The organism is Fibrobacter sp., from assembly GCF_045131395.1.
Lineage (GTDB): Bacteria > Fibrobacterota > Fibrobacteria > Fibrobacterales > Fibrobacteraceae > Fibrobacter.
This window is the reverse complement of the sequence record NZ_JBGUQY010000046.1, coordinates 305,291-330,700: the sequence shown is the minus strand read 5'-3', so window position 1 is coordinate 330,700 and position 25,410 is coordinate 305,291. Positions and strand designations below refer to the sequence as shown.

General features: G+C 50.8%; 17 protein-coding genes. 6 read left to right on the top strand and 11 right to left on the bottom strand.

Features of this window, described 5'->3' with window-relative positions; translation table 11 throughout:
* Positions 1-132 precede the first annotated feature (132 nt).
* The 5 genes from prfB to ACJMNB_RS12595 all read right to left on the bottom strand — a co-directional run bounded on the left by prfB (position 133) and on the right by ACJMNB_RS12595 (position 4,460).
* Positions 133-1,243, bottom strand: a protein-coding gene (gene prfB, locus ACJMNB_RS12615) for a peptide chain release factor 2 (protein ID WP_405343021.1) whose coding sequence is annotated in 2 segments (ribosomal slippage) — positions 133-1,170 and positions 1,172-1,243 — 1,110 coding nt in all. Because the reading frame shifts where the segments join, the coding sequence is not laid out codon by codon here.
* Positions 1,243-2,253, bottom strand: coding sequence for a peptidylprolyl isomerase (locus ACJMNB_RS12610; protein ID WP_405343019.1), 1,011 nt, complete (start codon positions 2,251-2,253; stop codon positions 1,243-1,245). Before ACJMNB_RS12610 ends, prfB begins: the two co-directional genes overlap by 1 nt.
* Positions 2,254-2,314: 61 nt before the next feature.
* Positions 2,315-3,547, bottom strand: coding sequence for a fibrobacter succinogenes major paralogous domain-containing protein (locus tag ACJMNB_RS12605; RefSeq protein WP_405343017.1), 1,233 nt, complete (start codon positions 3,545-3,547; stop codon positions 2,315-2,317).
* 67 nt (positions 3,548-3,614) lie between these two features.
* On the bottom strand, positions 3,615-4,136 hold the full coding sequence (locus ACJMNB_RS12600; RefSeq protein WP_405343015.1) for a nitroreductase family protein: 522 nt from the start codon (positions 4,134-4,136) through the stop codon (positions 3,615-3,617).
* 57 nt (positions 4,137-4,193) lie between these two features.
* The gene (locus ACJMNB_RS12595) at positions 4,194-4,460 is read right to left on the bottom strand and encodes a hypothetical protein (protein ID WP_405343013.1); all 267 of its coding nucleotides are present in this window, start codon (positions 4,458-4,460) and stop codon (positions 4,194-4,196) included.
* A gap of 321 nt (positions 4,461-4,781) precedes the next feature.
* Here ACJMNB_RS12595 and ACJMNB_RS12590 point away from each other — a divergent pair, with 321 nt between their 5' ends.
* A complete protein-coding gene (locus ACJMNB_RS12590; protein ID WP_405343011.1) occupies positions 4,782-8,228 on the top strand; it encodes a hypothetical protein in 3,447 nt (1,148 codons plus the stop codon).
* A gap of 206 nt (positions 8,229-8,434) precedes the next feature.
* Here the strand turns inward: ACJMNB_RS12590 and smc are convergent, their stop codons facing one another.
* Positions 8,435-11,989, bottom strand: coding sequence for a chromosome segregation protein SMC (gene smc / locus ACJMNB_RS12585; protein WP_405343009.1), 3,555 nt, complete (start codon positions 11,987-11,989; stop codon positions 8,435-8,437).
* A gap of 235 nt (positions 11,990-12,224) precedes the next feature.
* On the opposite strand from smc, the gene ACJMNB_RS12580 reads away from it, so the two are divergent.
* Both ACJMNB_RS12580 and ACJMNB_RS12575 read left to right on the top strand, forming a co-directional pair.
* Positions 12,225-14,465: an EAL domain-containing protein gene (locus ACJMNB_RS12580; RefSeq protein WP_405343007.1), complete on the top strand. Its 2,241-nt coding sequence runs from the start codon at positions 12,225-12,227 to the stop codon at positions 14,463-14,465.
* Between the two features lie 181 nt (positions 14,466-14,646).
* Complete coding sequence (locus ACJMNB_RS12575) at positions 14,647-16,023, top strand: putative bifunctional diguanylate cyclase/phosphodiesterase (protein WP_405343005.1); 1,377 nt, start codon at positions 14,647-14,649, stop codon at positions 16,021-16,023.
* A 12-nt stretch (positions 16,024-16,035) separates the two neighbouring features.
* On the opposite strand, the gene ACJMNB_RS12570 is transcribed toward ACJMNB_RS12575, so the two are convergent.
* Entirely contained in the window at positions 16,036-16,407 is a 372-nt protein-coding gene (locus ACJMNB_RS12570) for a hypothetical protein (protein ID WP_405343003.1), read from the bottom strand.
* Positions 16,407-17,642: a hypothetical protein gene (locus ACJMNB_RS12565; RefSeq protein WP_405343001.1), complete on the bottom strand. Its 1,236-nt coding sequence runs from the start codon at positions 17,640-17,642 to the stop codon at positions 16,407-16,409. Before ACJMNB_RS12565 ends, ACJMNB_RS12570 begins: the two co-directional genes overlap by 1 nt.
* 110 nt (positions 17,643-17,752) lie before the next feature.
* Between ACJMNB_RS12565 and ACJMNB_RS12560 the strand changes: the two genes are divergently transcribed.
* Positions 17,753-18,628 (top strand): hypothetical protein, encoded by an 876-nt coding sequence (locus tag ACJMNB_RS12560; protein ID WP_405343000.1) that lies wholly within the window; start codon positions 17,753-17,755, stop codon positions 18,626-18,628.
* 31 nt (positions 18,629-18,659) lie between these two features.
* On the opposite strand, the gene ACJMNB_RS12555 is transcribed toward ACJMNB_RS12560, so the two are convergent.
* Together ACJMNB_RS12555 and ACJMNB_RS12550 are read right to left on the bottom strand one after the other, a co-directional pair.
* Entirely contained in the window at positions 18,660-19,250 is a 591-nt protein-coding gene (locus ACJMNB_RS12555) for an inorganic diphosphatase (RefSeq protein ID WP_405342998.1), read from the bottom strand.
* Between the two features lie 183 nt (positions 19,251-19,433).
* Complete coding sequence (locus ACJMNB_RS12550; protein ID WP_405342996.1) at positions 19,434-20,642, bottom strand: BamA/TamA family outer membrane protein; 1,209 nt, start codon at positions 20,640-20,642, stop codon at positions 19,434-19,436.
* Positions 20,643-20,842: 200 nt separating this feature from the next.
* Here ACJMNB_RS12550 and ACJMNB_RS12545 point away from each other — a divergent pair, with 200 nt between their 5' ends.
* Together ACJMNB_RS12545 and ACJMNB_RS12540 are read left to right on the top strand one after the other, a co-directional pair.
* A complete protein-coding gene (locus ACJMNB_RS12545; protein WP_405342994.1) occupies positions 20,843-21,307 on the top strand; it encodes a hypothetical protein in 465 nt (154 codons plus the stop codon).
* 28 nt (positions 21,308-21,335) lie between these two features.
* Positions 21,336-23,861, top strand: coding sequence for an ATP-dependent helicase C-terminal domain-containing protein (locus tag ACJMNB_RS12540; protein ID WP_405342992.1), 2,526 nt, complete (start codon positions 21,336-21,338; stop codon positions 23,859-23,861).
* Here the strand turns inward: ACJMNB_RS12540 and ACJMNB_RS12535 are convergent.
* On the bottom strand, positions 23,854-25,404 hold the full coding sequence (locus tag ACJMNB_RS12535; protein ID WP_405342990.1) for a choice-of-anchor I family protein: 1,551 nt from the start codon (positions 25,402-25,404) through the stop codon (positions 23,854-23,856). The genes ACJMNB_RS12540 and ACJMNB_RS12535 overlap by 8 nt on opposite strands.
* Positions 25,405-25,410 lie beyond the last annotated feature (6 nt).

The window sequence follows — 25,410 nt, the reverse complement described above, 5'->3', positions numbered from 1 at the left end:
GAAAGGGAGGGTGCAGGGAGGGAACCGTGCGGCCTTCGCAACTCCGAGCTGGGTTCCCTCCCGCATAAAAAAATGCCCTGAAGAATTTCCAGAGCATTATCATATTTTGCGAAGCTTTTAAAAGCTTTATTTTTACTTCTGTTGCGTTTCGCTTGTACTTAAAAGGTAGGCATTGATGAACGGCTTGATTTTGCCGTCGAGCACGCCTGCGGTATCCGAGGTTTCCACGCCGGTGCGCAAGTCCTTCACCAACTGATAAGGCTGCAACACGTAGCTACGGATCTGGCTACCCCATTCCACCTTCTTCTTTTCGGCCATGCGGGCGTCGCGCTTGGCTTCTTCTTCCAAGCGGTAATGTTCGGCCACCATGGTCTTGAGCATCTTGTAACAGGTTTCGCGGTTCTGAATCTGGCTACGTTCCGTCTGGCAGCTGGCCATGATGCCTGTCGGCAAGTGGGTCATACGCACGGCGGAGTCCGTCTTGTTGATGTACTGACCGCCTGCGCCCGAAGAACGGTAGGTGTCCACGCGCACGTCGGCCATATCCAAATCGAATTCAATGTCTTCGTGTTCAGGATACAGGTACACGGCGGTAAAGCTCGTGTGGCGGCGGGCGTTGGCATCGAAGGGGCTAATGCGCACCAGGCGATGCACGCCTATTTCAGAACGCAACAAGCCGTAGGCGTTTTCGCAAGTGACTTCAATCGTCGCACTTTTGAGGCCAGCATCTTCCGCTTCCTGGAAGTCCACCACCTTGAAGTCCATGTTTTCGCGTTCAAAGAAATGCGTATACATGCGGAACAGCATCAGCGCCCAGTCCTGCGACTCGGTGCCACCTGCGCCCGGATGAATCGAAAGCAAGCATGCGCAAGCGTCGTCCGGACCGTTCAGCATCTTCTTGAATTCCATCGCTTCAATCTTTGACTTCAATTCAGCGATGTCAGAATCGATGGATGCCGTAAGGTCAGCGGATTCTTCCGCCTTGCTCATTTCGTAAAGTTCGGCCAAGTCGTCGCAGCTCTGCGAGACTTCTTTCCATGAGTCCAGCAGGGCGCGCAGATTGCCGATTTTCTTCATCATGGACTGCGCCTTTTCCTGGTCATTCCACAGGTTCGGGTCGGCGGAGTCCTTTTCCAAAACGTAGAGTTCTTCGGTCTTGGCTTCTAAGTCAAAGATACCCCCAGAGCTTATCGATGCGCGTACGCAAGTCGATCAGCCCGGTGTGCGTCGTCTGAAAAGCCATTACTTAGCAGCTCCGATAGCCTGAGGCGGAGTGTACTTGGCATCCAGGTACTGCACCTTGTAGGTCTTTCCAAGACCATCGAGGTAAGCTTTCAGCTGAGCCTGACGATCCTGTTCAGCCTGCACACGCAGAATGTAGTCGATCTGGTGCTTGTAGCTTTCGTACTTGCCATCGTTCTTTTCGGTCAGCATAAAGATGGCAACGCCGTCCTTATCGGTATAAACTTCGGTGATTTCGCCCACCTTGATCTTGTTCACGGCCTTCACAAAGGCATCGCCCTTGGACTTGGCAACGAACTTGCTCATGACACCGCCAGTCTTCTTGGCAGTCTGGTCATCGCTATACATGGCGGCGAGCTGGGCAAAGGTAGCCTTCTTGCTACGCACCTGGGCGGCAAGGCCCTTCAGCATGTCCTTGGCATCTTCGATTTCCTGCTTGGACTTGCCCTTGGTGCTAATCACGATGCGAGCACCGCTAATGGAGTCGTTGATCTGGACCTTGGACTTGTTGAGTTCCCAGAAAGCTTCCTTCTGCTTTTCGGTCGGATCCTTCGGATACGGAACCTTCTTTTCGAGAATGGCTTCGCTCTTCAGCTGGTCTTCGATCTTTTCCTTGAACTGGGCCATGGTGGTGTTAGACTTCTTGAGTTCCTTCTGGAAGGCGTCTTCGCTGGGGAACTGGGCCTTGAAGAGCTTGGTCAAGCTGTCCACCTTACCCTGAGAGACCTTGATACCCATCTTCTTGGCTTCGAGCTTGATGAGTTCCTGGCCAACAAGGTTGTCAATCACGGCATAACGGAGCTGAGTCATGGTCTGATCGTCAATCTTCTTGCCACGGAGCTGCTGTTCGCCGAGCATCTTGGCGAGACTATCGATTTTACCAGCAGAAATACCGACCTTTTCGACACGGATCACATCCATGCTCTTGGTGTTCATCAACTGTGCAGAAGCGAGACCTGCAGTCACCAAAACGGCAGCGAGGCCACGAGAAACAAATTTAAAAGAACGCATTTTTTATCCTTTTTAAAAATTCCGTACCAAATATAGAAAAAAACAACCCAGAAAACCCCGACTAATCCTTTACGCAACGGATAGAGAAGGCATTACTTTTATCAAAATTAGCCCCCATGTATGCACTTAGACCCGTTCGATGTATTTGCACTTGATAAGCCATATCATCCAAGCCCTCCGTGGCCGTCCAGAACATGGTGAAACTTCCCTCGCCGTCAAAATAGCCGTTACAAACACCATCAACCGAAGTTGTTCCTAAAAGAGCAGAAATCGCGTCCTTACAGTTCCACATTCCAGCAGGCAACGCTGTAAATCCGTAGATATCCCTTAATTCCCTAAATGCCCAATCGCTTCTTTGCCAGTAGGGTATTGATTTCAACACTTCTCCCGCAAGATCCTTTCCAGCAACGGCATAAAAGAGTTCATTCCATTCCGTAGTGTCAGGTAAATGCCAACCAGCAGGGCAAGCATTTTGGGCATCGATCCATTTGTACAGGCGACCATATTCATCGCAGTATTCCGGTTTATTCTGGTAGCACATGCTAGAATCCGTGGCGTAGTTCAAATTCTCGGCCATCCAAGTTTGCGTTCCAATGACAACCGTTTTATAAATCTGTCCGTCACGCTCATCCGTCAACGAGCCTTCTCTCAACTCCGCATCAGAAGGATCCTGTAGGCAACGCACCGTGAAAGCGTCTAGCTTATTAGCGCTATCTAGGCCTGGCCCATAATTATAGCCCACATAAAAGAAAAATGCATTTGCCTCGTTAGCATAATCTTCCGAAGCCGACCAAAAAACAGCAGTGGATTGATTATCAAAAATATAACCTTCATTCACATGCTTATAGCCCGTAGGGAGGATAGAAAAGCCATAGCTATCTGTCGCCACAGCACTTGTATCAGGAAATTTATACCATACCGAAGTTGATCTCAACGTATGCTTAGCTTCTCCTCTACCGCCCGCATTTACGATGAGAGTCCACCATTCCGCACGATTAGGCAAATGCCATCCTGCGGGGCAAACATCCTGAGCATCATTCCACGTATAAAGACGACCGAATTTCTTACAATATTCAGGGTCATCTCCATAACAAAAGCTAGCATCCGATGCGTAATTGAGATTTTCAGCCATCCAGACCTGATTACCGATAGGTACCGTTCTATAGGTCTGGCCATCGCGAGCATCTGTCAATGCACCGTATTCTATATCCGTATTATAAGAACTGGAGCTATCACTATCGCCACAGGCAGAAAGGAAAACAGCAAGTACAAGAGCAATAAAAAACAAACGCATAAAAAATTTTTCAAAGGGAGAGGAGATTCCCGCCTTCGCGGGAATGACACTTTCAAAAAAAACGACCCTACAGTTCTTCGGCGAATTCACTCATGGGTTTGCGTACAGGGTGTCTCGGCGAAGGGCCACCTTCGGCAGGATCAGCGTAGCCTACATCCAAGAAGCAAGCAAGCTTCAGGTTTGCCGGGAAGTCAAAGGCACGCTCGATTTCAGAGGCGTTGAAGCCACGGGCCCACAAAGTAGCAAGGCCAAGGTCTGTCGCCTGCATCATCATGGAAGTCGTCACGATGCTCGAATCCATGTCGCCACTCACAAAATCATCGTGATAGGTCACGGGAGAATAGCACTTGTCCTTGTCGTAGCAGACCATGAGCACCACGGGAGCGTTATAGGCCATTCGGGTAATACCGCGAAGCTTGGCAAGAGCGGCCTCCGATTTGAGCACTTTCACCGTCACCGGCTGGCCGTTCACGGCAGTAGGTGCTATACGGCCCGCTTCGAGGACCGTAGAAAGTTTTTCAGGTTCAACAGCCTTGTCGCTGAACTTGCGGCAGCTGTAACGATTTTGGGCGAGCTTCAGGAATTCCATAAAAACCTCTTTTTACAAAATGGATTGCTTCGTCGTTTCACTCCTCGCAATGACGTGCTACAGGACAAACAACCCAAGAACAACGATCAGCGCAATAAACGGAATCGCAAATAGGGCTAGAAAACGGGCGCAGTACAGGGCGACTTTCAAGTTCCAGAAGAACAGGCGCCAACTCCCCTTCTTTGTAGAAGCGATTTCTGCCTGGCATTCGGGGCAAATGTTCCCCACCTTATTGCGGTAGCGAATGGCAAGGTTGCTTTGCATCGGGGACATCCCCACCTTGTCGTTGAATTCTTTTCCGCATATAGAGCACTTACACAGCATATTTTGAATATAGTAAAAAGATTGGATGCGAGCGGTCTTTCCTTAAAAAGCAACAGAAACGCCCCGCATCGAGGTAACCTGAATGATGCGAGGCGCTGCTGTTCCCAAAGAGACACAAGAGGGAATTGGATTTTTACTCAACCAGACTCGTCGAACCCGAATGGCAATCAAAGTTAGACTCGTCTAATACATAAGTTAGATAAATCTAACTTAAAATGCAAGGGGTCAATTGAATTTTTTTTAAATAATCATAATGTAATAAACATTTGTAAACAAATTTTTTATTTTTGGCGCCAAAAAAACGCAAAAAAGGAGAACACGGTGAATATCAAGCACCTGTCAACAGTTGCATTGTGTGCAGCATTCGCTATTAGCTTCACATCATGTAGCAACGAAGAAATCGCTTCCAACGAAAGCCTCAACCTCGTAACAGAACTGAACCCCGAGGACTGTGACGACTCTACCGAAGGAACCATGAGCTTCGTCAAACCCGAAGCCACCATGTACGTATGTTCCGATGGCGAATGGGTTGCCATGAACGCCCAGGAAGCAATCAAGTACCGCTGCGAATCCAAGGAACTCAAGGATAAATCCGGCTTTGCAATTGTTTGCGATGGCGATACCATCGGAATTATCAACAACGGCAAAGACGGTGCAGACGGCAAAGATGGCGTCAACGGCAAAGACGGTACCGACGGTAAGAATGGTGCCGATGGTAAGAATGGCTCCAACGGAACAAACGGCACCGATGGAACGAATGGTAGCAGCGGAACTAACGGTACCAACGGATCGAATGGTAAGTCCGCCTACGACATTGCAAAGGATAACGGTTTCAAGGGTACCGAACAGGAATGGCTCGAATCCTTGAAGGGTGAAAATGGTAAGAACGGTAAGAACGGTGAAAACGGCAAGGACGCCGATATGGATGCCATCAATAAGAATATTGATAGCAAGTTCAGCAGCGATTCTGCCAAGAACCAGAAGGACATTAATGACGCTCTCAATAGCCTGAGCAGTGCCTCCGCCAAGAACCAGAAGGATGTTGAAGACGCTCTCAATAATCTGAGCAGCGCCTCTAGCAAACTGAACGAAGAAATCAACAACAAGTTCAGCAATGCCTATGACAGCCTGAGCGCGGAATTCGAAGACAAGGCTTGCGCTATCGCCGATACGGTCCGCGACTACGACAAGGCAATCATCACCGTGACAATCCGTTGCGGCGAAGCTGTTACCAAGATGGATATTCCGTTCACTGTCGTGAACGAAAATCTCGCCAAGGTTTACGGCAAGCACGTGATAGTGCGCTTCCCGGTGCAGGCCACTAAGGAAACGAATTCTAAAGAAATCTACGAAGAAATCTGGGCAAACTTCAAGGGCGGCGACAACGCCCAACTCACCGTGACAGACCTCGACGACAAGCTCGTTCCGAACGGCAAGGTGTTCATGCAGGACCTGTTTACCTCAGCCAACCAAAGCTTTGTGACGATTGAAGAAACCAACGAAAAGACGGTTGAATACAAGATTGCCCGCCTCGAAGGCGACCTCGACATCACGAACTTGAGCACTCCGATTGTCAAGCTCCGTGTAAAGCTGAACTTCACCGATAACACATTCAGCGCCTATAGCGAAGCCGGTTCCAACGCCGCAGACATTATCTACAATGCCTACGCAGACTTGTCCGACAAATCTGATACCATTGTCATCGACTTTTTGACCGACTACAAGGCTGCCCGCGTAAAGAACCTGGTCGACGGAGACGCCAAGAATTTCGCGAACGCAAACGCACAGGCCAACAAGGAACTTGCCGACGCCCTTTACCTGGAACATCCGGGTAGCAAAGAATATCCGGCTTTCGAACATTTTGTACCGAATCAGATTGGCATGGCCGAAAACTTCAACAGCATCGTCTGGGTGATGGCACTCCTCAATCAGAAAGACAAAACTCCGGGATTCAATTCGATCTATAACGCATTCCGCAACGTCTTTGCCGAAAATGGCAACTTCAACACCGCCGTCAATACGACTTATGCGGGCAAGAACCGCAGCATGTACTTTGTGGACTACCTCGCCCTGCTTATGGATGCATACTTCTATAAGAGGGATATGGATTTAACTGCAGAATCGGATATATGGAATTGTACGGACGCAATCAATTACACGATTGTGCAGAAAGGCTTTATCGATGTCTATAAGCTTGATGAATCCTCGCTTGTCGATTTCACAGATGAAAATGGTTATACAGCCAAGGTGTTTAAGTCTGAAGTGCAAAATGGATATTTCCGTTACTTTGAATTCGTAGAAGACAATAAAGTTTGGTATCCTATAGCGCATTGGGCATCCGCCGTTGCAGCGATAGAAAAAGGCGCTTGCAGTGCAAAAATTGAAAACACGACCTTCTTCTATAGTTTTGAAAACATCGATGAAAATGTCATTTGCAAGTGCGAAAATGGTAAATGCTACTGGCTTGACACCAACGTATGCCTGGGCCGTAATGAACGCGATGCCGGCTATCGCTATGACCAAGACGACGGCATCGTCCCCTATGTGTGCGTAGAAACAGAGGTTTGCAGTGACAACACTGACACTACAGCTTGCACAACAACGCTTATCTCTAAGACCCCTGAGGCCGGCACACCGGCATCTTCGAGCTCGTCCAATGAAATAGATCTGGACGAAGCGTTTAACAATCAATCATCTATTTTTCACCTCGGTGCATGCAACGAGAATAATATCGGCGACAAGGTACTCGTTGACGAAAAAAACATTCAACGTTCCACAACGACCGAAAAAGCCTATTGGGTGTGTAACGGACAAAAATGGGGCAGGCTCAGCGATGAGATCGAAGCTGTGCAGGATGAACTTGCACGTTTATATCAAAAAAATGTATTTCATACTGAACTGTATTTTATCGATGGGACTAGTGATGTTCAGAAACAGGCAAAAAAACTTATCAATCTTTTATGCAACTTGAGCGATTACAAACGGGCAGAAGGATTGGCCGACACCAATGCCTTTGTTGTCGAAGCGTCTCTCTTTGAAGGCGAAGCTCCGAGGACGTTTGTCGCAAGCGAAACGAGAACGGATTGGCATGAAATTTCAGTGAACGATACCCTTGGCAATTGCGATAAGAGCTTGATGATCAACCAAGATGACGTTAGGACACTTGGTGAGAAGAAATACAAGTGTAACTACATTACCGGCGGCAGCGAGTACTACGCTTGGATTTTAGCGGGCAGCCGTGATGAAAACGAGGAACTTGGAATCTGCACGACAAATCGCCTTGGCGAAGTTGTTATAGTCGATGAAACATTCTATAAATGTGACGGAAATATATTGGATGAAGCTTGCCGTGACAACCCGAATGCAGATGGATGTGATGAGGGGCACTTCCTGGAATTCCTTAACCACGAACCGACTAGTTCTACATCCACGGACTGGATAATGGTCGATAAGAGTCAATACGTGAACGAAAACGCAGAAAAGATGTTTGGTAGCTGCGAGAAGGGCGATGAAAAGAAACCTGGCAACGAAACTACAGCTATCGCTGACCTCAAGGAACTCGACGACGGAACGATACTCAAGTGCGCTGTACCACTAGACGGTTTTGCATGGGATGGCGCGTGGGTTGATGCCTCCATAGATTTTATGCTCGGCGAGGTTTGCAATACAAAAGTATTGGATGATAAACTAGAAAAGCAGGGCAAAAATTACCTTTGCACGCTGAACGAAAAATCCAAATTGCCAGAATGGGTTGAAGTGACGGAGTAATATCACTTATACTAGAATATGAAAAATCCCCGCGATTGCGGGGATTTTTTTTATAAAAAGAGATGCCCGGTCGAGCCGGGCATGACATAGTGGCAGTCAGTGATGACATTAGGACTGTGAGCCAAAAGCGGCTCGGCGTAAGCGAGCCGTGTTGGCGAGAGCGAGGCGACATCACATTTTCATTTATGCGATAGAGCCGAGCGGTCTTATATCGCGAATTTGGTAGCGTCGGCGAGCTGCACGCTAGCGATGCGGGAAATACCCTTGATTTCCTGGGTCACACCGTAGAGCATGTCTGCTTCGGCCATGGTACGCTTGTTATGGGTCACCACGATGAACAAGGTCTGCTTGCTGAATTCGCGGAGCAAGGCCATAAAGCGGCCCACGTTAGCGTCATCCAACGGGCCATCCACTTCGTCCAGCACGCAGTACGGCGACGGCTTTTCCATGTAGATTGCGAACAGCAGTGCCGTTGCGGTCAGAGCATGTTCACCGCCGGAAAGCGCCTTGATACCGCGCATCTTCTTGCCGGTCGGACGCACGTTGATTTCGATGTCTGCATCCAAGATATCCATGGGCTTGCCCATTTCGTCCACCTTTTCCACAAGGCTCATCTTGGTTTCACCGTTCAGGAACAGCTTGCTGAACACGAACTGGAAGTTCTTCTGAATGCGGGCAAATGTATCGAGATAACGGGTGCGGGCAATATCGTCGAGCTTGGTAATGGTGCGGTCCAGCGAGGCGCGGGCGCGGTCCAGGTCATCGAACTGGGCTTCCACTTCCAAAAGGCGCTTCTTTTCGTCTTCGTAGTCTTCCATCACGTTCACGTTGATGGGGCCCAGCTCCTTGATCTTTCCGCGGAGTTCGCGAATTTCGCGGTCGGCTTCGGGCTGAGAGTACTCTACCCTTTCCACATCTTCGGGGTTCGAGAGATCGACACTGTATTCGTTGGTAATACGTTCGGTAAGGCGATCGATGTTAGCCTGCAAGGCCTCTTGCCTGCGGCCCACTTCGTTCAATTCCTTCATCTTCTCGATCATGTCGTCGCGGAGGCGGTTCACCTCGTTGCGCCATTCTTCGAGGTCGCCCGATACAAGTTCATACTTTTCGCGGGCCAAATCGCGCTGGTTTTCGAGTTCACGGAGAGCGGAATCCTTGGACTGCACCTGGTCGGCAACGCCCCTGGCGTCTTCTTCGTTCTTCTCGATGGTTACGCGGTTCTTTTCAATTTCTTCGCCACGGCTGCGAACAGAATTTTCGAGGAAGTCCACCTGTTCGGCAATGGAGGCCAGGCGGTTCGTATTCTGCGTCAGCTTGGCATTCTTGTCTTGAGCGGAACGTTCCAATTCGCGGACTTCTTCTTCCTTTTCGCGGAACATGGTATCCTGTTCCGAAAGTTCGTCATTCACGCGGGCGTATTCGTCTTCGGTACGTTCCAAGGTAGCAAGGGCGTCATTCAGTTCCTGGTCACTATTCTTGGATTCCTGGGCCGCACGAATCTTGTTTTCGGCGTTCTGAACTTCAGTCTGCAACTGTGCCAGGCGGCGGTCGCAACCGGCAACAATATTGTTCTGAATGGCAATACCGGCACTGGCGCCACGCTTCATATCCTGCTTTTCGCGAATTTCATCGTCAATGGACGAAAGCATCTGGGCGTCTTCATCAACCAGGGACTGGAGGCGAGAAATTTCTTCTTCGGCCTGGGCCGCTTCGGCGACCACGCCTTCCAAGAGGCTGTTGGCTTCGGCAATTTCGTTCTTGCGGCTAAGAGTGCCCGATGTCGCGGTACCGCTGCTTACAAGACCGCTGGTACGCACAATAGCTTCCGGAGCCACAAAGCACAGGTCGTCGCCGCGCATGGCGCGAGCCAGGCGCACCGCCGCCGTAAGGCTATCCACCAGGTAATAGCGGGAAAGAATCGCCTTGAGCCATTCCGAGACAGCGCCCTCGGCCTTCACATAATCATTCAGGCAGCCGACGACGCCTTCGCCCATGACAGAGCCGGCGTATGCCGTGGATGCCTCGCCCACCAAGGCCAAAATCGCCTTTCCGACGTTTTCGCCCTTCATGGACTCAATCGCTTCGATGGCAGCATCGTCCGAGGACACCACCACGGCATCCATCAAGTCTCCGAGGGCGGCCTCCACCTGGGCGGCGTATTCGGGAGCGGCTTCGATACTTTCGGCAAGGAGCCCGCCCACCAGGTTCGCCTTGTGCTCCATGAGCCAGCGGCTAGCGTCGGTTCCTTCGTTGGCCACGCTTTCGAGCACGTCAATTCTCGACTGCAAGCGGGCTTCTTCGTTCTTCAAGTCCTGGAACTTCTTCTGGGCATCCAGAAGCTCGGCGCGTTCACCGTCCAAGCGTTCTTCGCGGGTGGCGCGCTGCTCCGTGAGGCGTTCCAAATCGCTGTCGGCAGATTCAACGCCGGCATTAATTTCGTCAAGAGTCGTCTGGGCCGATTCCTTCTGGCCGCGGACAGAATCCATTTCGTTCTGCCACTTTTCCAGGTTGGCCTGCAAAAGGGTGGATTCCGCATCCATGCGTTCAAAGCGGCTCTTCAGAGAGTTGGCGCGGTTGGTGGCCTGCAAGCGTTCGTTCGAGAGCTCTCTCGACCTGCTCCGCAAGTCGTCCAGCTTGTCGCGCATGACCTGCAAGATTTCGCGTTCACGCTCCAGAAGGGCGTTCATCTCGTCCACATCGTTGTCGGAGCTGAGCACCGCATTTTCTTCTTCGAGGCGTTCCCGTTCCTGCAACAGTTCCTGGACCTTGCCCTGGTTGCGGTCGATTTCTTCCTGGGCCTTTTCATTGGCAGCTTCCAAGTTCGAAATCACGTCGCGGAGGCGGCCCATGCTGTTGTTCAAGTCGTTGAGCTCGATGGTCGCCTTCTGCACATCACGTTCCAAGTCGCGGTAGGCGTTTTCGTCTTCGGCAATCAGGAGCTTCTTTTCATCGATTTTCGTCTGGAGGACCGTGGCATTGGTCTTGGAATTTTCCACATCGTGGTTCAGACGGCGGGTCGCGGTATCGAGGGTCGTCAGGCCCTCTTTCATATCTTCGTACTTGTCGATACTTACCGACAGGTCCAGTTCACGCAGGCGCTTGGAGAGGCGCTTGAACTCATTGACCTTTTCGGCCTGGGTTTCGTAAAGCTTTACGGAACGGCGCACGCTGCGCAGGTTGTCTTCCACGCGTTCCATGTCCATCTGCACGCGTTCCAGCTGGCGGCGGGTTTCCTTGCGCTGCTGCTTGTACTTGCTCACGCCGGCGGCTTCTTCGAACAGCACACGGCGGTCGTCAGCCTTGTCAGAGAGAACCGCCTTGATCATGTCGGCGTTCATCTGGGAATAGGTGCTGGAACCGAGGCCCGAGTCAAAAAGCAGGGCATGCACGTCGCGGAGGCGGCATTCCTGGTTGTTGATCAGGTATTCGCCGGAACCGTCACGATGCACGCGGCGGGTCACGATTACTTCGGAATATTCAGAATTCAGGGTTCCGTCGCTGTTATCGATAACAATGGAGACTTCAGCGAGGCTCATGGCGGCACGTTCTTCGGTACCGCTAAAAATCACGTCCTGCATCTTGCTCATACGGAGCGATGCAGCTTTCTGTTCGCCTAACACCCAGCGGATAGCATCGGTAATGTTGGACTTACCGCAACCGTTGGGCCCCACCACGGCCGTAAGACCCTTCGTGGGGAAGTTAATTTCGGTCCTCTGGGCAAAGGACTTAAATCCAAAAATCTTTAGCTTTGTAATCTGCACTTCAAGGCGAAAGATAAAAATGATTTTCCATTAAAAAATGGGCAAAACGCTCAAAAAAGCCCAAAAATGACATTCATTTAACAAAGTATTCCAATTTGGAGTAAGATTTCAGTAAAAAAATGAAAATATTCACTTATAATGAATATATTATGAGAGAGAGAAGGATTCCATATTCATGAGATTAACGTTTGCAATTATCTATTCCGTAGCCATAATCCTTTTGGGGCTATTTGGAATGATGTCACGACGTTCGAACAAGACCGTCGCATTGTCTGTTTCATATCTTGAATACACATTTATTGTGCCAATCGTCGGGAACCTGATTATTGTTCTTTCCCAAAACGAACTTCTTTCCACCATCGGTAGCTACACCTACTTTATCGGAATGGACCTGATGGCATTTAGCCTCTTTGACTTCACGCTGTCCTATTGTAACATCCCGTGGCGGACACACCGCAAGAAGTGCTATATCATATACGCAATTCTTACCCTGGACATCATCCAGTACTTCTTTAACCCCTTCTTCGGGCACGCCTTCGGCATGGAAGCCATCATGGTCGACGGCTCCCCCTACTACAGACTCGTTCCCTATGTCGGTCAAACCCTGCACCGCATTGCCGTCTATATAGCCTTCTTCACATCATTGGGCATTTTCTTGATAAAGACCATACGAGTCCCCCGTATTTACGCCGAAAAATACTACGTCATCCTCTTTACCATGATCTTGGCCGGTCTTTGGCAGTCCTACTATATCTTCTCCAGGACACCCATAGACCGTTCTATGCTGGCCCTTGCCGTTTGCGCCATTCTCATCTTCTATTTCTCCCTGTATTACAGGCCCTTCAAGCTTCTGGACCGGATGCTTGCAAATATTGCATCTAAAATTCCAGAATCAGTCCTGTTTTTCGACGCCAGCGACCGCTGCATCTGGGTGAACAACAACGCCAGCCTGCTTTTACAAATCAACTCCGACAAGCTCGAAAGCGTCAAGCACCGCCTTGCCGCCATGTTTGACGATCTAGGAGAAGGCCAATACAACTGGTCTTCAAAGCAAGTCGTGGGTTCAGGCAAAGGGGCCCGCTACTTCGACCTCAAAAGGCACTATGTGGCCGACGCCAACAACAAGAAAATCGGTTCATTCCTGACCATCCTGGACAACACCCAGGAAATCCATCGGCAACAGCAGGAAATCTACGAAGCCACCCACGACAAGCTCACGGGACTGTTCACCAAGGAACACCTTTTCAATGTCATCAAGAACAAGATTCACAACGAAAAGGATACAGCCTACGCCATTGCCTATTTCGATATCAAGGACTTCAAAATGGTCAACGATATCTTCGGCAGCACCGTTGGCGACAACGTTCTTATAAGAGTCGCAAACTGGATCAAGGAAAACTCCCGTGACAACTGGACTTACGGACGTATTGGAGGAGACGCCTTCGGCATATGCTTCCCCACAGATGGAGTCCGCCTGCCGATAGTCGAACAAAGGCTTGCCGCCTTCGCCATTTCTAACGGAACCTTCAATCAGCGAATCTTGATGCATGTGGGCATTTACCATATAACCGACCCAAGCATCGACATATCCATCATGTTCGACCGCGCCCACCTGGCCCAAAAAAGCATCAAGAACGAATACAACACCCATATCGCCATTTACGACGACAAGATGCGCGACCAGGTGCTCTGGGGTCAAAAAATTTCCGCAGAACTGGATACGGCCCTTAAACAGCGCCAGATTGTCCCCTACCTGCAGCCCATCGTTAACAACAATGGAAAAATCATCGGTGCCGAAGCACTGGTACGCTGGATTCACCCCACAGAAGGATTCCTCCCCCCCTTCACCTTTATTCCCGTATTCGAGAAGAACGGCATGATTGCCGAAGTGGACAAGTACATTTGGCGCAGTGCCTGCGAAATTCTTGCCTCTTGGACCGACGAAAAATCAAAGCTCTTTATTTCGGTGAACATTTCGCCCAAGGACTTCTACTTCATGGACGTCTACGCCGAAATCAAGAACCTGGTAGACGAATACAAGATAGAGCCTTCTCGCCTGCGTATCGAAATCACCGAAACCGTGATGATGACTGAAGCCGAAAGCCGTATGGCAATTCTCAGCAAGTTCCGCGACTCCGGATTCATTGTAGAAATGGACGACTTCGGAAGCGGCTATTCTTCGCTGAACCAACTCAAGGACATGCCTCTCGACGTCCTGAAAATCGACATGAAGTTCTTGAGCAAGGCCCAGGACAACGCCAAGGCCGAAACCATTCTGCGCAACGTGCTCAGACTTTCCAGCGACCTTGGGCTATTCTCCCTTACCGAAGGTGTAGAAACCGAAGACCAGTACAATATGCTAAACGACATGGGCTGCAATCTGTTCCAAGGTTATTACTTCGCGAAGCCCATGTCTGTTACAGATTATGAAAAACTCTGCAACGAACAGTTTTCAGGCAAAAAAAGCTCCAATTGAGCCAAAATCAAGGAAAATAATCTTTTGAACAGAAATTTGTAACAAACGATGTAAGTTAATTTGGATATATTCAACTCATAGAACAAAGTAAAAATCTATGAGTAAAGCCTTATCGTTTGCATTTCTTTTCGTGGCCACCGGGCTTCTGGTTCTCCAGCTTTTTGTGGGGAACTATATTATAATGGACCTTACAGCCGCAATCCTGATTATCATAGCTATTTTGCGGATCGAAAAGCTCCAGAAAGAAGCTTCTATCGCCAAAGAAAAGGTAATCAAGCGTCAGCGAGAGATTTACAATGTCACACACGACAAGTTAACGGGATTGTATACAAAGGAAATCCTGTTCCATAAGATTAAGGATACCATTTCCCAGAACACCGACAAGCAATACTGGGTCGCCTATTTCGACATCAAGGACTTCAAGATCGTCAACGATATTTTCGGAAACGACATGGGCGACAGCGTCTTGCTGAAGGTAGCCTCCTGGCTTCGGGAAAATTCCACCAGGGAATGGGTGTACGGACGCCTGGGCGGCGACGATTTCGGCATCTGCCTGCCCGCAGGAGACGCCAACCTGAAGCAACTGGAACGCAGGTTTTCCCGATACGTCATTTCTAACGGGTCCATCGAGCACCGCATCTTAATGCACATGGGCATTTACAAGATTACCGAGCCCGATATCGATGTTTCGCTCATGTTCGACCGCGCCCAGCTGGCCCTGACCTCCGTCAAGAACGAATACAACAAGCACATCGCCTTCTACGATGACAAGATGCGCGACCAGGTGATGTGGGACCAGATGATTTCGGCCCAGATCGAAAAAGCCATCGAAGAAAAACAGGTGCGCCCCTACCTGCAACCCATTGTAGACAACAACGGACAAATTATCGGGGCCGAGGCGCTTATCCGCTGGGATCACCCCAAAGAGGGCTTCTTGCAGCCCGAAACCTTTATCCCCACTTTCGAAAAGAACGGCATGATTGCCGACCTGGACAAGTTCATTTGGCGCAGCGCCTGCGAAATTCTTTCTACCTGGACTGGCGACAAGGCAAACCTCTTCATTTCTATCAATATTTCTCCCAAAGACTTCCTGTTCATGGATGTATTTGCCGAAATCAACGCCCTGATTGACGAATTCAACATCGAACCCTCCCGTTTGCGTATCGAAATCACCGAAACGGTGATGATGACCGAAGTCGAAAACCGCATGGCCATTCTGAACCGATTCCGGGAATCGGGATTCATCGTCGAAATGGATGACTTCGGAAGCGGATATTCTTCGCTGAATCAGCTGAAGGACATGCCCCTGGACGTGCTGAAAATCGACATGAAGTTCTTGAGCAGTTCCAAGAACAGCCAGAAGGCAGAAATCATCTTGCGCAACGTTCTAAAGCTTTCGGGAGACCTGGGACTTTCTGCCCTTACCGAAGGCGTAGAAACGGAAGACCAGTACAACATGCTCAGCCAGATGGGCTGCAACCTGTTCCAAGGCTACTTCTTTGCAAAGCCCATGACCGTGGGCGAATTTGAAAAGGTCTGCGAATCTAAAGTCGCCTAGCAAAAATCCAGATTAACGGAATCTGTAGCTCAGGCCCTTGGTGCTGTCAGAGACTACCATGTATTCGCTTCCGCCGTCCAGTTCCAGATGCTTGAACTTGTATTCGGCTTCCGTAGTCCTGATCCGCATGCGGAATGTTCCCACGAAGTCTTCTTCGTACACGCGGCTCTTTTCGCCGGTGCGGATCGTATCTTGAATCCACACCTTGTAACCAGCGCCATCATCTGCAAGGATATCGATCGCCACAATGGTCTGGGAAGACCTGTTTTCGACCTGGAGCCTTGTGGTAGAATCTTCAAACCAATGGGTAAGGCAGCCCGAAAGCATGGCACAGCAAGAAACCATTCCTGCAAGCATAGACACTTTTTTCATTGCCGCTTTCATTAGTTACCTCCTTCTGCAGAGCCCGAATTGCCAGCCTTTTCGTAACGGATTCCCTTGGCCTCGATGGTCTTGGGAGCACCGCTGCTAGAATTCAGCGGAGTAATTTCACCGGGTTTCGACTTCTTGTCGTACTGCTTGATGATATCGGTTTCCATGGGAGCGCTACGGGAGGCACCACGGTTAAAGAGCCAGCCATCGACAGTGGCCAAGTTGAACTTGAATTCCACAAGGAAGGTTCCCTTGGCTCCAAAGAAGTTGTCGTAATCGTAGGCGGCGTTATAAGCAATGCGGGCAAAGAGCAGGTCGATTGCACCACCCCACAGCCAGTCATCGGATTCATGAACGTTATCGCCAGAGACACGCTTTCTGATACGGCGAACACCGGTAGCCTCAAAACCAATCATACGGGAAGGGTCCGGATAGAACTTCAGGGCCACGCTGTGGAGGCCAGCATCGGGCAAGTCATAGGAAACTTCGCCGTACAGCTGCTGGGCATACAGGTTCTGTTCCCAGGTGATTCGCATAGAATCTACATCGCTTTCGTCATCGTCATTGTACATGGCAAGCGAAACGTTCGGCAAGTAGGTCAGGGGGCCCGACTTTCTGCCGCCATAGATAGCACGGCTTTCCAGGTCCAGGGAGAATCGGAACAGGCGCCAGTCCTTGCGGAAGAAATTGGCCTGGGCGCTCAATTTGCTAAAGCGCAAGTGTGCCCAGCTATAGGCCAGGGAGTCATCTTCGTAGGGGTAAAGCTTGCCGCGGTGCTCCAGATTCTGGTGCTGCATACCGGCCGCAAGCGTCCAATCCATTTTAGCATCGGTCAGGGTCAAGCCCCAGGTGACCACGGAACGCTGGATACCGAAATCGCCATACTGCGGAAAAAGAATGAAGTCTTCGCCATCCCAGCCGGAACGATCAAACCAGAGGAGCGCACCCATATGGCGGTTCCTGGCCACTTCGCCAGCCCCGAAAGCCGCAAAATGGTGGTTGAAGGCATAGCCCTTATGCTCGCCATACTGACTTTCTAAAGGCAGCTGATCTCGGGTCGGCGTATAGTAGAAACCGAAATCGATATAGCCGCCGCGGCCGCCGCGCATAATGTCGCGGATCTCGGTCAAGTGACGGTCTCTCGTGACAGCGCCATCTTTAGACAAATCGTCAGGTTTGATGCCATCGGCGATAGCAAAGCCGACAAGCACCAACGAAAGCAAAGCGGACTTCAATACAAATTGCATAGCTGAAATGTAGTAAAATGTGAGATGAGGAAATCTCACATTGAACATCTCACATTACACATTACTAGTTATAGTTCTAGCTTATAGCGCTTATTGCTATATTTGGGCCCATGAATGAACAAGAAAAGGCATTAATTGCAGCGTGGAGTGATCATTCCCGCATGTGGGAAAACAATACCTGGGTGTACCCGGTTATTAGCCGCCGTGCAGGCGGGCTTTCTCTCGGTATCAACTTGAATCCCGACCATCACTGCTCCTTTTCTTGCGCCTACTGCCAGAGCGGCCCTCAAGAAGGCCACAAGAGAATCCCCGTAGACATCGAAGCCGTAGAAAGGGAACTGCGGGAATTCCTCGCCGTTTACGAATCCGGCGAATTTGCCAAGTGCAAGACCTACGAGAACGTTCCTGCAGAAAACAAGCTTCTGAAAGACATCTGCCTTTCGGGCGACGGTGAATCCACCATCGTCAAGGAATTCCCCGAAGTTTGCCGCCGTATGCGCGAAATTCAAAAGGAATTCACTCCCAGACTGGGCAATTTCAAACTGCGCCTCATTACCAACGCCAGCCACCTCGAAGCGCCCGCCACACAGCAGGGACTTTCGCAGCTGCTGGAAAGTGATGGCGAAATCTGGGCAAAACTGGACGCCGGCACCGAAGAATGGTTCAAGAAAGTGAACCGCTCTCCCCTGCATCTCGAAAAGATTCTAGACAACCTAACCAAGGCCATCAAGCTTTACCCGCTCTGTATACAGACCATGGTCTGCAACGTGCAGGGCGAAATTCCTAGCGAACAGGAAATCGATCGATATATCGAAAACCTGGCGGCCATCCATTCCGCAAATCCCGCCAACCTGGTAGAAATCCAGCTCTACACCGTCATCCGCCAGACCTTACTGGAAGGCGTAGAACCCCTGCCCAAGGAATTCCTGGAAGGCGTCAAAACAAAAATCACCGACGCACTGCCGGTGAAAGTAAGAGTGTTCTAAACGAAAACCGCCGCTTAAAAGCGGCTTTTTTTTAAATCAGTTCATCAGGCGGAAGGTGGTCGAGGCTTTCCGGTTCCTGGTAGCAAGTTTCGGGAACCTGCACCTGCATCTGGAAGTAAGCCTTGTGGGCGGCAATCACCTTTTCGCGGGCAAATTCGGCATTCTGCCATTCACCGATCTGCACATCCTTGCCTTCCAGTTCCTTGTAGTTCTGGAAGAAGTTGCGGGTAATGCGGAGGAACATCTGGTCCACGTCGGTAATGTCCCTGATGGGGCGCGGGTTGAACACGGGCACGCCAAGCACCTTGTAGTCCTTGCGGCCACCGTCGGTCATGTCCAGGGCACCAATCACGCGGCAGGTGCAGACCGTACCCGTCATCATGGAGGCGGGGCTGTAAATCAACATATCGATAGCGTCGCCGTCGTCTGCCTTGGTGCTGGGAATAAAGCCGTAGGTACAGGGATAGCTCATGGAGCTGAGCAAGCAGCGGTCCAGGCGGAACACGTGCAGGCGTTCGTCATATTCATACTTGAGGTTGGTGTCCTTGCCGATTTCGACGACACAATCCACTTCGTAAGGGTACTTGCGACCAATCGGAAGATCCAGATAATTAATTGCCATTTATACTCCAAAGGCCACCTTTGGCCTAAATCTTTGTTATCCAATATGTTAAGATAAATTTAACATTTATTTACCAATCGTCAAGGGTCTCCGTGAGCAACAAAGCCCCCGGGTGTTAACCGAGGGCGGTTGCGAGAGCGAGGCGATATCACATTCTTGTTGAAGCGATAGAGCCGAGCGGTCTTATCTACTACGCCAACGTGAAGTTGACACCTTTTCAATCATCCCGAAGAAATACTTGGGCTCCCCCTTGTCGGGGCTATAACCCACTTCAAAACGCAAACGGTCCACCGCAGGTACCACCAAATGCAAGCCACCATAAACGGCGCCTTCGTAATTGTCCCAACCGGGGCGGCCTGAATTCCAGATAAGGCTTCCGTCAAAGCCTGCCACCAGCTGCACACCGTAGAAGAAGTTCACGCCCGCGATACTCGCCGGCTGACGGTCCAGCAGCACAAATCGTTCTTCAAGGTTAAGCAAAGCCTCATGCACGCCCAGGCGTTCGCCATCTGCATAACGGCCGCGGTAGCTGTTCACGCCACCATGCGAGAAATAATCGTAAAATTCAACATCGCCCGGGCGGTAACGTACCAGCGCCGTCGCCCCCGTTACAAAGCGGCTGACGGTATAGTAGGCGCGGGCATCGGTCAAGAGTTCCCAGAAGTTTTCGCCACCCATACCCTTGCAGCTAGAACCATCTTCAACAAAGCAATCGGAATCGCTATCGTCGCCCTCGCCTACGTGAGTAAGCATGTATTCAAAATAAACACCCTTACGAGTATCCAACTTAGAATCTCGATAATCAAAGGCAAAGCCCATCCCTAGTTCCGGCAAGAATGCGGCATTTTGCAAGTCGCGGCCAGCCACAGTCCACAAAAGCGACAAGTGCGGTAGAATCTTGTAGTCCAAATCAAGGTCAACCAAGATGCTCTTTTCATCAAACTCGTGGACATCGTCGTAACTGTCTGTCACAAGGAACTCAAAATTCCAACCGAGAGGGAGGCCAAACAAATAAGGCGAGCTCACATAAACGGCATATTCATTCTTGTCGAAAAGCGGATCAAGGGCCGTGCGGTATTGGACTTCGGCACGAATATCTTCGCCAAGCACATTCAGGTTCGCAAGCGCAACGCCAAGCATCAGACCATCGCGGTCAGTGGTTTTTCCTGCCGGAGCGGGAATCCAGCGGAAGATTTCCACGAAGGAATACTTCAGGTTTCCGCCTTCGCACCTAGCCGAGACACTCGTAAACAAGTCCAAATCTTGCAGGCGACGTTTTTCAAGTTCGAACTTTTCGGTAGAGAACGGCTCCCCCACCTTATTCAGCAGTTCGCGGTCCACCACACGGTTCTTGGTATGTTCAAGGCCTTCGTACGAAATCGACGAAATCACCGTCCCTTCAGGACAAGCGGCAACATCAGCAAATGCGAATCCCGAAAAAAACGCAGTTACAACACATGTAAAAAAACTTCTTTTCAAAAGACTTAACACAAATACGAATATAGAAAAGCTTGTTGCCAAAAAAAACGTTGGCCAACGTAGAGGCGTCATTTATTTTTCTATATTTTCTTTCGTAAAGAAAAGAGGTTTTTATGTTAGATTTTCTCGCCAGCTATTGGCCGTACCTTGTAGCCTTGTTTGTCATCGTTATGGGTGTATTTGCGTTCCGTGGAGTCCGCAAGGCACTAAAAGAAGGCGGTGGCGCATTCAGCCTTGAAACCATCAAGAAGAACACCGAACCCAACTTCGCCGCCCTCAAGCAGAAGTCTCACGCCCTGCTTGCCGATGCAGACATGATCTGCGAAGTCAAGGAAGGTTCTCACCTCGTGGTTCCCAAGAAAGAAGACCTGAAGTTCTTCCGTCGCGCAGTTTCCCAGAAGTACAAGCTGGCCATGTTCCTGGTGCCGGGCACCAACAAGGTTGCCTACTTCTTCTGCAAGACCGAACAGGGTCTCCGTCGCCGTATCGACAACCTGGTCATCAACCAGAAGTTCCGCGAAGGCAAGAAGCCTTACAACGATATCGCTACTGGCGAAAAGCTGAGATTCCCTCGCTAATTTTCAGTCATTGGTCAATAGACGTTCAATGACCTACAACGACCTTGCCTTAGCCGAAGAAGAAGGTAAACTGGAAGCCGCGATAGCGGCTTCTCGCAATTTATTGATCGAAGCACCCACGGGTTCGGGCAAGTCGCTGTTCATCCCCTACTTTTTAAGCAAGCATTGCAAAGGCCGCGTGGTGGTTCTGCAGCCTCGCCGTATTGCAGCTTTGGCGCTGGCACAGTTTTCTGCCAAACTTCACGGCGAAAGCTGCGGCAAGACCGTCGGTTACCAGTTCAGGCAAGACAGCTGCAAGAGCGCCGACACGAAAATTTTATTCCAGACTTACGGTAACTTTCTGCAAGAGCTCTTGCACGGCAAGCTGGACGCCGACTGGGTGGTATTCGACGAATACCACGAACGCAAAGCCGACATGGACCTGTTGTTCGGGTACTTTCTTAGCTGCGGGACGAATAGAGCCGAACGGCCTCGTATCGCCGTAATGTCGGCGGCGTTGAACCGTTCCGAACTCGAAACGGTTCTCGGCGTCAAGTGCCTGAGTCTCGGTCACCCGCTCTACCCCGTCCAGATTATCAACCAGACGCCTGCCACGGGGACATCCCTTGTTTCGGGCGTTGGACTTGACGCCGAAGTGGTGCGGGCGCTCCGCACGCTCTACCGCAACAACATCTGGCAAACCACGCTGGTATTCCTGCCGGGTAAAGCAGAAATCGCCCGCTGCCACACCGCCGCCTCCGAAGCCCTCGGCGAAAACTGCGCCGAATTTCTGGAACTCTACGGCGGCCAGGACCGCGAAACCCAAGACCGCATTTTCGAAGTCACGGAACGTCCGCGCGTCATCTTCACCACGAATATCGCAGAAACGTCCATCACCGTCCCGAACGTTACAGGCGTCGTGGACAGCGGCATTGAACGCGTCAGTATTTACGACGACAGCGAGAAGGTGAATGTCCTGCGCACGCTCCCCATTTCTATGCAAAATGCCATTCAGCGCAGCGGCCGTAGCGGCCGTACGCAGAATGGTTGTGCCATACGCCTCTGGAGCGACGAAAGCGAAAAGCGTATGCCCCAAGGGATCGTCCCCGAAGTATTGCAGATTGAACCTTCGGAATTGATTCTGCAGAAGGCCGCGCTTGAATTAGATCAAAGCGTCATTCAATTGCCCACGGCCATTCCAGAAGCACGCGAAAAGACGGCGACAGCACTCCTCGAAAAATTCGGCATGCTTCAAGACGGCGCCATCACCGAGCTCGGGCTCAAAGCCATCCGCACACCCATTTCAAGCATTCCGCTCGCACTGCTGCTGGCTTCCGCACAAAGTAAAGAAGACCTTCCCGACTTGCTGCTGGCCGCCCTCGCCTGGATTCACTCCGGCACGGAATTCCTGCAGAAGTCCAAAGTCGCCTACGACATTCTGACACTTGCAAGCGATACGTTGTCTAAGGCCGTAAACGCCCCGCGCGAAGTCACATTCACCCTGAGGCAATTGCGGGATTACAGGGACGCACTCGGAAATTCAAACAAAAACCGTATGGATTCCGTCGACCGCATCGCGGTCTCCAGGATGACTTCTCAGAGTCTCCTCAAGGCTTTCCCCGACAGACTCGCCACCCCAAGCGGTAACGCCTACAAGCTGGCCAACCAGAACGTGATTCGCCTGCAAATTACAGCACCGCCTTACGCGATTCTTGCCCTGAGCATGCTCCGCACCGGCACTACCAAGTCGGAACTCAAGGTGAACCTTTACGCGCCCATTTCGCAAGACATGCTCGGCGGCAGTTCTGCCAAAACCCGTTACGAGCTTCTGTGGCGCAGCGGTCAAGAACGATTCATCGGTGTAGAAATCAGCGAATCCGAAAATGCCGACGGTAGCACTACGGAACTTTCCCGCAAAGAAATTCTCACGCAAGAGGCCTCGCCTAAAGTTCTCGAAGAACTGAAGAAGCTTACCGTGGACGCCTGGCGCGAGAAAATCGAAAAGGAAAACTGGAGCGGAAAATTCCTGACCGAAGCCGTCCAGACGCAGCTCATCAAGATGCGCCTCGCCGCCAAGCTCTACCCGGAATACGGCCTCCCCGAATTCAACGACGAAGACATGGAACTCATCTTCGACGAATTCGCCAACGGCAAGTTCCTGCTCCGCGACATCAACGAAGACCGTTATCGCAGTATCGTTGAAGACTATTTCGGCAAGTCCATGCTACAATGGCTCGGGAAGACATTCCCCGACCATTACATGCTCCCTAACGGCAAGCGAGCCCGCTACAGCTATCAAGAAGTCGCTACCACCGACGACGGCAAATCCGTCCACAGCATCGAAGGCGTTCTGGTAGAAATCTCGGCCCGCATCGAAGACTTGATGCAACTCCGGGGCGAACACAAGATTGCCGACGGCAAATTAAAAGTCCGGTACGACATTCTGGCACCGAACTTCCGCACAATTCAAAAGACTTGGGACTTGACTGGATTCTGGCAGAACACTTATGCCGAGGTGCGCAAGGAATTGCGTGGCCGCTATCCCAAGCACCCGTGGCCCGAATCCGTTATTTAATGGTATAAATCGTCAGCGTCTTGCTGTACTCATAGCCGACAACGAGCAACGCCTGGCCGGCCATGGGGCTCTTTTCGGCAGGAATGAACAGAATGCCTTCGGGCCCACGATCCAGGGGATCCAAGTAGAAATCCACCAGCTTCGGAGCCACCGGTTCCGTAATATCGAAAACGGCAATGCCACTGGTACGTTCCAGGCCCACAAAGGCATAGCGGCGGTTGCCCACCTCGCCCACGGTCACATTTTCGGGTTCGCAACCCTTGTCACCGCTGCGCTTGTCCATTTTCACCTTGCCTTTCTTGGAATTCCAGTTAAAGTATTCCGGGGCAATCTTTGCCAGCACCCGTTCAAACATTTCACCGGAATCCCAAACCACCTTGCCGGTTTCGCCATCAAAAACACTCATGGAACGGGAACCAAACGTATAGGCGTAGGGGCACTTTCCATTATTGGTGCGGTACTTGCCCTCATCGCAACGTTCCAGCGAACTGACAGACAAGTCCTTCAGTTCCTTCAAGATAGGTTCCCTAAATACGGTTTCATCTAGGCGGCCCTGCTCCATAAGGGTAGCCAGATTCGTCACATCGGTCCAAACCTTGTAATCGTTTACAGGGGCACCCTCGTTGGCAGTCAACACAAAATGCCTGTCACCGGCCTTGAAGGTGGCAATACCGTCGGGCTGACGCAAACCGCGCAAGGGGTAATAATTCTTGATATTGATTTCGCCGTCACTGACCGCATCCAGCGAGAAACCGTTCCTGGAATGGTCCACAAAGCCCAGCGGGAACACCTTCTTGATTTTCTTGGCGGGCACATCGATAATAGCCATGGCGTTATTTTCTTGCAGGCTCACCCACGCCAGCTTGGAATCGTCGGACACCGTAATGTATTCCGGTTCCAAAGACCTCAAAAAGCCCTGGTTTCCAGGAGAACGAACGCCAGCCTTTTTGAGCGCATTTGAATCAAGCTTGTCAAATCCAGCCACCGTGAGTTCGGCATTTTTCCACGATTCGGCGTCAGCTTTGCCAACCGACAAAAAAGCAATGCCGCCCTCGGGATCTACCGCAAAATCCTGGCTAGGCGAACCTTCGCAAGCCACCAGCAAGTTCTTGCCATCGGGCGTAAACTTGATCATGTCCGGCTGGCTACAGACCTTGTACAGTCCAAGCACTTCCAGGCTGTCGGTGTAACGCATCACCTGCACCTGGCCATCGCGCCATTCTTCAATTTCAAGCATGCTGACCGCCACCAAGTCACCATGGACAGTCACGCTAGAGGCATTGCCCGGAATAGACGTTTCTGAAATTTTCTTGGCAACACCAGGATTGCTCAAGTCCACCACTTCGACAATGTTCGCATCGCCCACGACAAACAACTTGTTCTTGGCAGGCATAAAGGCCGATATTTCGGCGGTTTTCATGGACAAGGTAGAAAGCGGTTGCAATGTATGGCCCCATTGGAAGGGACCTGCAGGCACAACATTCTTCGCAAAACAAAAGCCTGCGCACATAAGCAGGCTTGCACTCAATACAGCTTTATTCATTCACTC